Source organism: Loktanella agnita, from assembly GCF_046640325.1.
In the GTDB taxonomy this organism is placed as follows: Bacteria; Pseudomonadota; Alphaproteobacteria; order Rhodobacterales; family Rhodobacteraceae; genus Yoonia; species Yoonia agnita.
Genome location: NZ_JBJMBF010000013.1, coordinates 1 through 12,932, shown reverse-complemented (window position 1 = coordinate 12,932; position 12,932 = coordinate 1). Strand labels below are relative to the sequence as shown.

Genomic DNA, 12,932 nt, shown 5'->3' with positions numbered 1-12,932 from the left:
GAGACAATCCAACATGTACTTTGGAGCTAAAAAAGCCCCAAGGCACGCGCAGGCATCCACAGCCCCATAAAGATCATCATTAAGTTCTCGGTTAATGATACAAACCCGAGCGGGACGTTCGAACTGCCACCCACGCACGCACACTTTAATTCGCGCCTGTCGATGTAGACCGCTTTGAAGACTGAAAGCGCTCCGATCGTACCGATCACAAGCGCAATGGGTGCGCTGATCCAGACAAGCGCCCCGGCAACCATTAAAATGCCCGCTGTAGCTTCACCGAATGGATAGACATAGCCGTATCTGACCCACTTCTGCGCGAGCAGGTCATAGTTGAGAAACATGGTCGAAAAACTTTCGATGTCCTGCAGTTTCTGAACAGCGAGAAAACACATAGATATCGCGATGAACCACTCAAAGGCTCTGAGTGTAAAGCCGGAGCCGTAAGCGCTCCAGCTCAGGCCAAGCGCCATGAGAAACGCCACAGAAAAAATCGCAATGACTGGCTGATAGCTGGTCGCGTCTTCATCGGGAACATCGTCGCCAAAAAGCTCTCTTAGGGCGTCGTATCCACCAATGCGATTTCCATCGATAAAGGTCTGAGGCGTCGTTTCAACGTCATGTTCCTTCTTGAACGCATCGGTTTCCTCACGTGATGTTAGATGCTGGTCGTCCACGCGGAACCCTCGTCGCTCAAGAAGGTCTTTGGATTTCAATCCATAAGGACAAATATGACCTTCCATCACCATCCGGTAAAGTACGGCCTGTTTGCCTGTTGTGTTTACATCTTTAGGCATATCGCTCTCCTCTTAGTTCCCGCAATTCCAGTAGCCGGTGAATCCAACCGCCAGAGGTTGTTCACCTGTGAGTTCAAACAGCAGCGTTGCATCCTCACCGTTCGCATTACCAGGTGTGATGGTCATTTGACCCCCATCAGTGGCGAGCACGCCGCCGGTCGTAACCGGGCTAGTAGCAACAAAGGTGACGAGTGATCCCGAGATTTTCGCTACGGCGTTACCCGCACCGTCTGTCGCCAAGATCGGATTTGCATTCACCGCGCGAATAAACGTGCAGTCGCTGGCCGCTCCAAGCGCAGTATTGATCTCATCGTTCGCAAGTGGAGCCGGACGGATCCCTGCGACGACTGGAGTTGCAATCGCGTCTTGCAGGTTTTCCAACTGAGCTGGGCCCTCAGCCTCACCCAAGGGCCACTCGGGTCCTGCTTCACCATTGCGTTCAATATCGTCAATAAGATAACGCATTTCAGATATTTCACGGTTCTGAGCCGTCACGATGTCGGTTGCCAGTTTTCTCACACGGGGGTCGGTTGTTTCGGCCCTTTCACTTGTCATGATGGCAATTGAGTGATGAGGGATCATCGCACTCATCCAGCTTCGATCTTGAATGGTCTCTTGGCTCCGTGCCAGCCAAAGAGCACCTGCAAAAATAAGTGCTGAGCCGCCAACAATGGCGATATTCACCGTTTTGCTTTTGTACATGTTCAGCATGAACAGAAGCATGACGACGGCCATCGTCGCACCCATAATGAAGGTCATATAGAAGCGCGTTTCGCTCCAGTAGAGATGCTCAAGTGAGTACGAGTTGATGTACATCAGGCCGAACATCAACGCAGTCGAGGTCCCAACCATCGCAAAGAACCGACCATAGGAAGTTCCTGAATGGGTGTCCGAATGATCGGTGTTCTGTTGTCTGCCGGCGTGAGTGCCACCTTGAGACGTGGCGGATGAGTCTTGGTTCAAGAAGTCGTTCATGTGTTGTCTCCATCAAGCGTAACTTGACACAAAACAACTTTCCCGCGCTGGAGGGTTCCCAAAGAATAATTTGAGCGATGCAATGCATAAGACAGCGACCTAGTGTCAGATGCCTTTCGACAGATCTCTTAAGATTGGGCAATCTGGGCGATGATCACCTTGGCAGGCCTCGACAAGATGCGACAAGGTCTCCCGCATTGATTTTAATTGTGCAATTTTGTTGTCGATTTGAGACAAATGCTCCTTGGCGACAGCTTTCACTTGAGCGCTCTCTCGGGTCTCATCTTCGTAAAGGTCCATCAGCGTACGGCAGTCTTCGATTGAAAACCCCAACGCCCGCGCGCGCCCCAGGAATGCGAGTTTGTGAATGTCGCTTTCGCGGAAACTGCGGTATCCGTTGTCGCTCCGCATTGGGCGGACAAGCTTGATATCCTCGTAATAACGGATTGTCTTTGGTGGCAATCCCGAGCGTTCAGATACTTCTCCGATGTTCATTGTGAACTCCTATTCTGCAGGTTGCGTTATCAATTGGTGTGAGGTCGCCGGAGGTGGCCCTACCTCGGGCATCTTGGCTTCGATGCGGCGCAAGCGAAGCGCGTTGGTCAAAACCGAGACAGAGGAAAGTGCCATAGCGCCCGCAGCGAAGACCGGCGAAAGGAGCAATCCAAAAGCCGGGTACAGCACGCCCGCAGCGACTGGTATCAAGGCGACATTATATCCAAATGCCCAAACGAGGTTCTGATAGATGTTCCGCATTGTTGCCTGAGAGACCTCGGCTGCATTGATCACACCCCGCAGGTCGCCAGACATCAACACGACGTCAGCGCTTTCGATGGCGACGTCAGTTCCAGTGCCTATGGCAATCCCGACGTCGGCATGTGCAAGTGCCGGTGCATCGTTAATGCCATCACCAACAAAGGCGACCTTACGTCCGCCGTGCCGCAACGCATCAAGTGCTGCGACCTTTCCATCAGGCAATACGCCGGCAATCACCTCATCTATGCCCACTTCACGCCCGATGGCTTCCGCCGTCGCTTGCTTATCACCAGTGATCATGGCGACCTTCAGCCCGCGGTCATGGAGCGCCGCGATGACACTTGCACTGGATGCCTTCACTGGATCTGCGACAGCAATCACCGCAGCAAGCACCCCATCAATGGTCGCGTAGAGCGCGGTACGGCCTTGCTCTGCCAATATGCGTTCTTTCTCTTCGAGTGCAGAGGTGTCGATGTTGTTCAGCGTCATGAAACGGTCTGCACCGACAAGCACCTTTTGACCGGCAACAACGGCTTCCACGCCGTAGCCAGTGACAGACCTGAACTCAGTCGCATCCAGCAATTTCACGCCTTCCTCAAGGGCTGAGCGCACAATCGCCTCTGCTACCGGATGTTCCGACTGTGCTTCAACGGCGGCGATAAGAGCGAGCGTTTTGGAGCGCTCAAACCCTTCTGCCGTGATCAGATCTGTGAGTGTTGGCCGACCCTCTGTCACCGTTCCTGTCTTGTCGAGCGCGATGACCTCAACTTCGTTCAGGTGCTGCAGTGCATCGCCTTTGCGGAATAGGACACCCATTTCGGCAGCGCGACCAGTGCCGACCATGATTGAGGTAGGTGTCGCCAAACCCATGGCGCAAGGACATGCGATAATCAGGACTGAAACGCCCGCAACCAAGGCAAAGGTCAAGGCGGGTTCCGGTCCAACCAGAAGCCAGACAAGAACGGTCAGTATCGCAAGCGCCAGTACGGCAGGCACAAACCACATGGTGACACGATCAACCAAACCCTGAATTGGCAGCTTTGCCCCTTGCGCTTCTTCGACCATGCGAATGATCTGCGCAAGCGTCGTGTCTGCGCCAACCCGTGTTGCCGCGAAGGTCAGGCTGCCAGTGCCATTCACGGTGCCGCCGGTGACAAGATCATCAGCGGTTTTTGGTACGGGAAGCGGCTCACCCGTAATCATGCTTTCATCGACGTTACTTGCGCCATCGGTGACGGCCCCATCAACAGGGATCCGTTCGCCTGGACGCACAAGAACAAGATCGCCAGTCCGAAGCGCGTCGATGTCAACTTCAACAGTCTGGCCGTCGCGCAAAACGCGTGCCGTCTTAGGCTGCAAACCCAATAGCGCTTGAATCGCGGCGCCAGTTCTCCCCTTGGCGCGCGCCTCAAGCCAACGCCCGAGCAGGATAAGCACGACAATTACGGCTGCGGCTTCAAAATAGACCGCCCGTACGTCATCTGGCACAAGTTGGGGCAGAAAGGTTGCGACAACCGAATAGGTCCATGCCGCGCCTGTTCCCAAGGCGACCAGACTGTTCATATCAGGCGCACGCCGCAACAAGGCAGGAATACCCTTGGCGAAGAACCCCCACCCCGGGCCAAAAAGAACAATCGTGGCAAGAACAAATTGAATGAGCCACGACGTCTGCATGCCGATCGTGCGTGCGACAAGATCATGAAAACCGGGGATTGTATGCGCACCCATTTCCAGAATGAATACCGGCACGGTTAGAACGGCTGCAAAGACAACGCGGTTCAGCAGTGCCTTAGCTTCATCGGCCTTGCGTTCTGAACGCGAAACCTGTGCGTCCGCCAATGCGATTTCAGCTGGATAGCCCGCACCTGTGCTGACAGCGACAAGCTGTTCGGCAGTTGTGGCTCCCGTGACGTAGACGATCGTCGCATTTTCCGCAGCGAGATTGACCGAGGCCTCAACCACGCCTGATGTTCCAAGAAGCGCTTTCTCCACACGACCGACACAAGACGCACAGGTCATTGACACGATGTTCAATGTAACGCGCGACGTCCGGGCAGGATATCCAAGATCGGTCAGAACATCGACGGCCGCCTTCAGGCCAGCAGGCCCGGAGATTGTGAACCTCGCCGACTCCGCCGCAAGATTGACGGTTGCGTTGGTCACGCCATCCACATCGTTTAAACCTTGCTCGACCCTCCCGACACAGGATGCACAACTCATGCCTTCGACAGACAAATTGACGGTTTTTGGTTCGGTCATCACGCAGCTCCAATGATCTCTTGGAATAGAGATAGGGCTTCCAGCAACTGGAAGCTCAAGACCTAAGTTGAACTTTTTATAATTTGGCAATTTTCGGGTTGACCCTCCACCCGCTGGAAGCCGCAACTTAGGCCAAACACATGAACGGAGAGCGACATGATATTCAGCGTACCAACGATGAGCTGCAGCCACTGCACCTCTGCCATTGAGAAAGGCATCAAAGCCAAAGATCCATCGGCAATTGTTACCACCGACCTTGATCTGCGCCTGGTCACTGTTCAAAGCGACCTTGCGCAAACCGACATTCAACAAGCCATTGCCGATACTGGCTATGCAGCCTCTGCCGCTTAGTTGTTCGCGCGGGCCTGATTGACAAGGCTGATCATCTGTTCGGCATCAATGAGACCCGGCGCCAAGCTATCGCCAATCACGAAAGAGGGTGTTCCACTAAATCCAATTGCACGGCTCAAACGCATTGATGTCTGAATATGCTCGTCTATCTCTGGCGCATTCATATCCCGGCGCAGCTGCGCAATATTGAGACCAATTTTTTCAGCGGCGCTGATGACAGTTGCTTCTTCCGCGCGACCATTCAACCCCATCATCGCCCAGTGAAATTCATCATATTTGCCCTGATTGCGCGATGCCAAAGCGGCCCGAGCCGCAAATACCGACCCCTCGCCCAAAATTGGCCACTCACGATAGACCACACGCACGTTCGGATCTGCAGCAAGTAAGGCTTCCATATGCGGCTTTACCCGCCGACAGTATGGGCAATTGTAGTCAAAGAACTCGACAACCGTGACATCACCGTCAGGGTTCCCAAGAACAGGTGCATTTGGATCGCGTTCCAGCGCATCTCTCTCAGAGGCCAGAACCTGAGCGGCGGCCAGTGCTTGGTTGGCCTGTTGCTGCTCTTCGAAGAGCTGCGCGGCCTCAAAGACAATGCCAGGATTCTCGCGAATGGCTTCCAAAACAAGCTCTTTGATCCTGTCTTCGGTCAATTCATCGGCCGCAGCCGTGAATGGTATGATCAACATGGCTGTACTGATCAGTATATTCTTCATTGCTATTCTCCTTGTGCCGCTAGGTCTGCAGCTGTGCGCTCGGCCTGCGTTTCGCGCATACGCTCCGGCCATGTGGATTTGATGTAGGAAAGGGTGTTCCAGATCTCTGCGTCGCTGAGTTGTTCGCCAAACCCGGGCATTCCACTGTCAAAGTCCATACCTTGTGCGGCCAAAGTCGCTTGGCCGCCAAGTTTTGTATAGGTAAACAGAAGGCTATCGGCATGATGCCAAGTGTGACCCGTTTCATCATGCGGGGGCGCTGGCAAGCGACCGTCCGCACCGGGACTGCGCCAGTTTTCCTGACCTTCCAGATTTGCACCATGGCAGGATGCGCAATATTGCCCGTAAAGCTCTGCTCCGGCGACGATATCGACAGGAAAGTCAGTTGTCGTCGGGCCTCCTGTTTCATCTGCCTGCGCCAGAACGACAGCCGTTCCGGCTGCGATGGTCAGAAGACCAAGCCCCAAAAGCAGGATGCGACGCGTCATGCCACGACAATCCGCGTCATCATCCCGGACGCAGCATGTGACAGCATATGGCAATGCAAGAGCCACTCTCCGGGATTATCCGCGACAAAGCCAATCTCGCGAGATGTATTTCTCTCAAGAAGCGTCGTATCGCGAAGGGGCCCAAGTGACCCGTCTTCGGCGATTTCATGGAAATGCATCCCGTGCAGGTGCATTGCATGGGGAAACGCAGTGTCATTGCGAATGGCCACACGCACATGCTCGCCAAGACCGACCCGCGCGAGAGGCGGACCATCCATACCGTCAGCGGCGCCATTGAACGCCCAGAACCGACCGGCATCGACGATCTCACGCATGGTTTTTTCTTCACCGCCCAAGGAGGCAGTCCGCAATCCTCCCATCGCACCACCTTCCATATTCAATGTCAGTGCGGTTGCCTGCCCAAGGTCCACAGGTGTGGCGCGATTTGGCGGCAGTGCCGCAGGGTCAGCCCGTCTGGTGGTTGCCCCGCCGCTGCCGACTGGAAATGCAACCTGACTGAATGCCTCTTGTTGTCCGAGATGGACAAGATGCGCAGTTTCGCCCGCATCCGCTGTTACATCGACGATTAGGTCTACACGCTGTGCAGGCCCTAGAACAATCGCTTCCGTCACTTTTTGTGGAACTGCCAATGGCATACCATCCAAGGCAACTATCCAGCCATCGAGACCTTGGAGTTGTAGCGGGAAAATCCGGGCGTTCGACGCATTGATCAAGCGCAAGCGCATACGCTCATTCTTACGCGTCTTAAGCGACAGGTTGTAAGCCGCGTTGGTTGTGATGAAGTTCCCAATCCGTCCTGCGTGGCTAAGTGCGTGCGCTGCCTCGAAATCATTGTCTAGCTGCGCGGTATCAGGGTTGACCAACCAATCATCCAAAACCAATACCTCTTCGCGGTCGATGTCGGGCTTATCCGCCTCTTCAACGATCAGCGGGCCATATAGACCCCGAGCAACCTGTTGGGTGGACATGTTATGGGCGTGATACCAAAAAGTCCCAGCGTCTGGCGCGACAAAGTCGTAGTCGAATTCCGCGCCGGGCTGAACGGCACTTTGGGTCAGGCCAGAGACGCCATCCATGGCATTGTCGACTCGAATACCGTGCCAGTGGACAGATGTTGGCTGTGTCAGCGCATTGCGCAAGGTGCGTTTGATCCGGGCACCTTGCGGCACCCTTATTTCCGCGCCGGGGGCGTTTCCGTTAAACCCCCACAGCGTTGTGGGACCATAGTCGGCTGGCAGGAGTTGTACGCTGACCTCTTGTGCAGACAAGAGGTCAGCGTCTGCATCGGCAAAAACACGTGAACTGGGGAGGGTTGCGAGTGCAGTTGCTGACGCAATGAATTGGCGGCGGTTAAGGCTGCGCATAGGTAAAAACCTTCCTAGGTGTCGCTATCCATGATGTAGGTCGCCATCGCGTTTAAATCATCATCGGTCAAAAACCGCGTTCCAAATTGAACGACTTCAGCCATTGACCCGCCGAATACATCTCCTGACGGGGTAATGCCCGACCGCAGCGCATAGGCCAGATCATCGGCAGTCCACCCTTCTGCCAGAAGGTCGGCTGACAAGATCGAAGGCGCTTTGCCACCAACCGGCAAATCCGCATTGCCAGAAAACCGCTCTGCGATGATCCGCGCGCCCACGACATTTCTTGGCGTGTGACAGGCGGAGCAATGCGTCGCCCCGTTGACAAGCTCTTTGCCACGGTTCCATGCATCGTTCCTTCCCGGTTCAGGGTCGGTGTTCGGAATGTTCAGAAAAGCAGCGCGCCAGAGCTTCAGACCCCATCGCTGATCAAACGGGAACGAAACATCGTGCTCCGGGGCAGCTTCGTCAACTGGCGGCACCGTCTGAAAAGCCGCCCAAAGATCAGCGATGTCCTGATCTGAGAAGTTCGCATAGAAGGGATAGGTGAAAGTAGGATAGTAAGGTTTGCCATCTGGCGAAATCCCTTGACGGACTGCGCGGGCAAAGTCTTCAACCGTCCAGCTGCCCATACCATATTCTGGGTCAGTGGTAAGATTAGGCGGGTAGAAGGTACCAAAATCTGTCTTGAGAGGCGCGCCTCCGGCCAAAGGTGCACTACCCTCTTCAGCGTTCGTGTGACATGCGATGCACCCGCTGGCGCGGGCCAGATAGGCCCCCCGGTTAACATCACCTTCAAGAGTTATCTCTTCAACTTCTGTGCCGATTGGCCAAACAAATGTCGCTGCCGCAGTCCCTATGCCAGCCATTAAGCCCGTTCCAACAATCCACCGAAACAAACCCACGCCCTATTCGTCCTCGGCGCGGAATTTTTGGTGACAAGCAGAACATGACTGCGCAACGGCAGCAAAAGCCATATCCGTTGGCATGGTCGCGAACATATCAACTGTCATGATGTCACTGGTTTCCATCATACCGCCACCCATTGACGGCGCTGCGGTCGAACCCATCATACCACCACCGCCCATCATGGATGCGCCGTCATTCTGCTGACTGGCAGCAAGGCCTACATCCGCACTCAGTTTCAGCCCCTCCGCGCGCAATGCCAACTGCTCAGCGAGCGCAGTAAACTCTTCCCAATCTTCCCAGACTGTCGGGAGCGCCTGTGATGGCATACCATCTGATCCTTCGGGGAAAAGACGGGTCATTTGTTCACCGGCATGCTCAATCATCACGTCTGCACCTGCACGTACGCTGTCAGCGTCGTAAGGCGTCTGACCCCGCATCATCGGTGTTAGTTCCTTGACGACATTGCCTAAGGCAACCATCCCGTCCATGCGCTCTTTGACGACGCCAGTGGCCCCGGAGTGTGCCAAGGCTGCAGCACCGGCAATCAGGCCTGCTGTCGTTAAGATAACCAGTCTCTTCCGCATCTTTGGATCCCTTTTCAAAATATTCCGTTGGCTCTCTGGAGCTCACGAATGTAGGCCACAACCATTTTCACATCACCGTCTGTCAAGCCTTCGACGGCTGGCATATTGCCAAATCTCCAATGGTGCGCCGTCACGCCGTTCCGCGCTGCACTCAGGAAAGCCCCATCACCATGATGCCCCGGTTCATAGGTGATATGAACCAATGGTGGCGCGATCCCGTTTTGACCTGCCGCATTCGTCCCGTGGCATTCGGCGCAAGCAACGTTAAACACCTGTTCGCCGAATTGCGCATTGGCTGACAATTCAGACGGCACCACCACTTCAACAATCGGATCACCAACCTCAAGGCCGGACAGATTTGCTGGCGTCATGGAATGGCCATTGACGGGCTGTGCTGGCTGCATCTGCTGCCAGACAAATCCCGCACCACCGATCACGAAGAAGCCAACGATGAATAGAGCAGATTTATCCATTAAAGAAGCTTCACCTGTGTTCCGATAGGTGTGCGACCGAACACCTCTTCGATCTGTTCATTGTAGAGACCGATGCAACCGTTCGACGATCTTCTTCCGATCTTGCGCGTATCCTGCGTGCCATGAATTCGGTAATACTGCCAGGACAGATAGAGGGCATGTGACCCCAATGGATTGCGTGGATCACCACCCTGGATATAGGCGGGCCATTCTGGGTTCCGTTCGCGCATAGCTGGCGTCGGCCCCCAACCTGGCGCGACTTTCTTATCAATAACTTCCGTATATCCTGTACGCGTCAGATCCTCTGAGAGCGGGACAGATGTCGGATAGATTCGCATCTCGCCATCGGCCGTCCAATGCTGCAAAAAGCGCGACCCAGTATCAGCCAGAAGGATGCCTTGACCGATAGCGTCAAAGTGATCCTGCCAGTCGTGCGGTTTAAACGCTGCGACATTGCGCGAGACACTTTCCAGCGCCTGTGCAGTCAACACCGTAGGGGCCGCCAAGGCTGTTACGCCAAGACCTGAAACAAAGGTCCGGCGCGATAGAAATTGCATTTTCTTGGTCATCTAACTTGCCTCTCATTTAATTGCTTTCCGCAAGTTCTAACGGCCCAGCCGTGTTTCATGAATAGTCGGCGCGTTGGTTTTTTGTATTGATATGTAACGTCGGTCGGACATTGGCGCAGGGATTGCCCGGGACATCGGCAACAGCTTTGCTCTTGAGCTACTGGGCAGGCATACCAAAGTGGCGCCTTTTGGTCTTGTTTGGCTTGGTTTCAACAAGAATGTCATCTGACGCCTCAGCAGGCTTTGCGTTGCGTTCAAACGGAAGTCGCACCGTGGCACGGAGCCCACCTTCGGGGAGGTTCGAGAGCCTAACACCCCCCCCATGTTCAAGGATGATGCTTCTTGCGATCGACAATCCCAGCCCATGACCGCCGGTGTCACGTGATCGCGATGTCTCGAGCCTGACATATGGACCAAACACCGCTTCCAAGTCGCGCTCCGGGATGCCTGGACCTTGATCGTCGATGTGGATTTCGGCATGCCCATCGATGGCTTGCCATGAGACCTGTGCTTCCTTCCCATACCGGATCGCATTCTCGATCAGGTTCCGCAGGGCGCGGCGCATCGTGCCTGGCTTGGCAGGTACGATCAACGGCTGGCCGGAAAGGAGCGATAGGCCATCTGTTTCCAAACCAGACAACAACTCGAGAATATCTGTTGGGCAGACCTCCTCATGCTGTCCAACGCCCTTTGCGAAATCCAACGTGGCATCCACCATTTGCTGCATCTCTTCACCGGATGCCACAAGAGACGCCCGCGTTTCATCGTCATCCACCATCTCAGCGCGCACTCTCAGGGCCGTGAGCGGCGATCGCAGATCATGGGCGAGTGCAGCCAGCATTTGCGTGCGGTCTGACACAAATCGGGTCAGCCGATCCTGCATCGTATTGAAAGCCCGGGTCAGATCTTCGACTTCTTTCGGGCCGACGACGGGCAGCGGTCCTTCACTGGCCCCACGCCCCAACCGCTCTGAGGCGTCAGCCAAGGTATTCAGCGGGCCGGTCAACCGCGTGAGCAGGAACCAGAAGCTGGCAAGCAGCAAAAGCGTCGCTGTCAACACAAATGACACATTGGACGCCGTTGACCACTGCAATGGCGGTCGCTCAAACCGTGTCCCGACATTCAGCCAATCACCACCTGCCAGAGCGATGGATAGCTCCATTTCTATCGCAGCTAAACTGCCCTGCATCATCTCTGCGTGCATTTCCGCCATCTCTGGCGACAGGTTCGGTAGCGGCAACAATCCTTGTTCAATTTCATGAACCTCAACCCGAATATCGCGGCTGTAGCTGTCTCCCAAGAGAGCGCGTACCCGAGCCTCAACCGCGCCACCGTCGTCGTGATTGCCATGCGCGACGGAGGGTGCATCCGATAGATCAAACCGTACTAATGGTGATGTCGCGGCCTGAATGATCTGCGCATGCAGATCATCAGGTGCGCCTTCGACCAGCTGCGCAACATTGGCAGCGCGGCCGGCCGCCTCCGCACCAATCGCGGCCTGCACGGCCAGTGATCGCTCATCCACAAAGAACCAAAGACTGAGCGCTTGGGCAACAAACAGCACACCCAAGACCAACAACGCAATTTGTGTGCGTAGCCGCCAAGCCGGGCGCATCACGCGATGACCTCAACATCAGCTGTGAGGCTGTAGCCGCGGTTTCTGACTGTTGCGATGACGCGGGGACGCAAGACATCCTGTTCGATTTTCCGCCGCAAGCGACTGACCTGATTGTCAATTGTTCGATCCAGAGGGCCCGCCACCCTGCCCGCGCTAAGTTCAAGAAGTTGGTCGCGACTGAACACGGCACGCGGTCTTTCCAAAAGTATCGTGAGCAATTTGAGCTCACTCGCCGTTAGCATGGTCCTGTTGCCTTCTTGATTAAAAAGGGTGCGACCATCATAGTCTAACTTCAGATGGGCAAAGCGAAGCATCTTTCCTGAAAAGGTCTCTATTTCTGGGATCTGTTGCGTGCGTCGCAATATGGCATTGATACGGGCGAGCAATTCTTTGGGGTTGAAGGGTTTTGCCAGATAATCATCAGCGCCACCATCCAGCCCAGCAATGCGATGATCATCATCCCCCATCGCCGTCAGCATCAGGATAGGGGTTTTCGACGTTTGGTGAAGCCGCTTGCAGGCACTTAACCCGTCCTCTCCAGGCATCATGACATCCAAGACGATGAGATCGAATTTCGACTCGGCTAGCTTTAAATCCATCTTCGCTGTATCTTCGGCCACAGAGGTGCGCATTCCGTTGCGCTCAAGATAGCGGGAAACAGACTTTCGAATTTCTAAGTGGTCATCAACCACAAGGATGTGGGGCATATTGCTCATGGCTTTCATATAACCATTTTGGAACAGAAATGCCCGTCCCATGTTTGTAGCCAAATGTAACAAGATCGCTGGTTGCTCGCCGCTCGACTTCCTGTGCTGCAAAAACTACCTATGTCCAAATGAACAGAGGATGACACCATGAACAGACGGCATTTCATTGCAAGCGCGGCAGGCCTGCTCATCGCGGGTCCCGCAATCGCGCAGACAGCACCCGTCATGCAGGTCGCCAAGACGCCAACCTGTGGCTGCTGCACAGCATGGGTCGAGCGGATGATAAGTGCCGGTTTTGCCGTCGAAGTTGAAGATGTCGATCAAGAGGTTCTTTGGGCCATGAAGGAT

15 protein-coding genes are annotated in these 12,932 nt (G+C 54.9%); 2 read left to right on the top strand and 13 right to left on the bottom strand.

The features are described from left to right. Positions 1-26 precede the first annotated feature (26 nt). The 4 genes from ACJ5NV_RS14710 to ACJ5NV_RS14695 form a co-directional block, all read right to left on the bottom strand. Positions 27-794 (bottom strand): MauE/DoxX family redox-associated membrane protein, encoded by a 768-nt coding sequence (locus ACJ5NV_RS14710; RefSeq protein WP_411644892.1) that lies wholly within the window; start codon positions 792-794, stop codon positions 27-29. A gap of 12 nt (positions 795-806) precedes the next feature. Next, positions 807-1,769 carry a DUF305 domain-containing protein gene (locus tag ACJ5NV_RS14705; RefSeq protein WP_411644890.1) on the bottom strand — a complete coding sequence of 321 codons (963 nt, stop codon included), beginning with the start codon at positions 1,767-1,769 and terminating at the stop codon, positions 807-809. 105 nt (positions 1,770-1,874) lie between these two features. Next, positions 1,875-2,264, bottom strand: a complete 390-nt coding sequence (cueR, locus tag ACJ5NV_RS14700) for a Cu(I)-responsive transcriptional regulator (protein ID WP_411644888.1) — start codon at positions 2,262-2,264, stop codon at positions 1,875-1,877. Between the two features lie 9 nt (positions 2,265-2,273). Further along, on the bottom strand, positions 2,274-4,784 hold the full coding sequence (locus ACJ5NV_RS14695; RefSeq protein WP_411644887.1) for a heavy metal translocating P-type ATPase: 2,511 nt from the start codon (positions 4,782-4,784) through the stop codon (positions 2,274-2,276). Positions 4,785-4,940: 156 nt separating this feature from the next. On the opposite strand from ACJ5NV_RS14695, the gene ACJ5NV_RS14690 reads away from it, so the two are divergent. After that, on the top strand, positions 4,941-5,135 hold the full coding sequence (locus ACJ5NV_RS14690; RefSeq protein WP_411644885.1) for a heavy-metal-associated domain-containing protein: 195 nt from the start codon (positions 4,941-4,943) through the stop codon (positions 5,133-5,135). Here ACJ5NV_RS14690 and ACJ5NV_RS14685 read toward each other — a convergent pair. From ACJ5NV_RS14685 to ACJ5NV_RS14645, 9 genes are all read right to left on the bottom strand, one after another. Then, positions 5,132-5,851, bottom strand: coding sequence for a DsbA family protein (locus ACJ5NV_RS14685; protein WP_411644884.1), 720 nt, complete (start codon positions 5,849-5,851; stop codon positions 5,132-5,134). The genes ACJ5NV_RS14690 and ACJ5NV_RS14685 overlap by 4 nt on opposite strands. A gap of 2 nt (positions 5,852-5,853) precedes the next feature. After that, positions 5,854-6,339: a c-type cytochrome gene (locus tag ACJ5NV_RS14680; protein WP_411644882.1), complete on the bottom strand. Its 486-nt coding sequence runs from the start codon at positions 6,337-6,339 to the stop codon at positions 5,854-5,856. After that, on the bottom strand, positions 6,336-7,724 hold the full coding sequence (locus ACJ5NV_RS14675) for a multicopper oxidase family protein (protein ID WP_411644880.1): 1,389 nt from the start codon (positions 7,722-7,724) through the stop codon (positions 6,336-6,338). The genes ACJ5NV_RS14680 and ACJ5NV_RS14675 overlap by 4 nt, the downstream gene beginning before the upstream one ends. Before the next feature lie 14 nt (positions 7,725-7,738). Beyond that, positions 7,739-8,593 (bottom strand): c-type cytochrome, encoded by an 855-nt coding sequence (locus ACJ5NV_RS14670; protein WP_459167126.1) that lies wholly within the window; start codon positions 8,591-8,593, stop codon positions 7,739-7,741. 39 nt (positions 8,594-8,632) lie between these two features. Further along, on the bottom strand, positions 8,633-9,217 hold the full coding sequence (locus tag ACJ5NV_RS14665; protein ID WP_411644876.1) for a c-type cytochrome: 585 nt from the start codon (positions 9,215-9,217) through the stop codon (positions 8,633-8,635). A 14-nt stretch (positions 9,218-9,231) separates the two neighbouring features. Beyond that, positions 9,232-9,690, bottom strand: a complete 459-nt coding sequence (locus ACJ5NV_RS14660) for a c-type cytochrome (protein ID WP_411644872.1) — start codon at positions 9,688-9,690, stop codon at positions 9,232-9,234. Next, positions 9,690-10,259 (bottom strand): L,D-transpeptidase, encoded by a 570-nt coding sequence (locus ACJ5NV_RS14655; protein WP_411644870.1) that lies wholly within the window; start codon positions 10,257-10,259, stop codon positions 9,690-9,692. The genes ACJ5NV_RS14660 and ACJ5NV_RS14655 overlap by 1 nt, the downstream gene beginning before the upstream one ends. 157 nt (positions 10,260-10,416) lie before the next feature. Beyond that, positions 10,417-11,874: an ATP-binding protein gene (locus ACJ5NV_RS14650; RefSeq protein ID WP_411644868.1), complete on the bottom strand. Its 1,458-nt coding sequence runs from the start codon at positions 11,872-11,874 to the stop codon at positions 10,417-10,419. Further along, positions 11,874-12,593: a response regulator gene (locus ACJ5NV_RS14645; protein ID WP_411645040.1), complete on the bottom strand. Its 720-nt coding sequence runs from the start codon at positions 12,591-12,593 to the stop codon at positions 11,874-11,876. Before ACJ5NV_RS14645 ends, ACJ5NV_RS14650 begins: the two co-directional genes overlap by 1 nt. A gap of 138 nt (positions 12,594-12,731) precedes the next feature. On the opposite strand from ACJ5NV_RS14645, the gene ACJ5NV_RS14640 reads away from it, so the two are divergent. Then, positions 12,732-12,932: DUF411 domain-containing protein (locus tag ACJ5NV_RS14640; RefSeq protein ID WP_459167125.1), on the top strand; the 201-nt coding region annotated here is incomplete at its 3' end.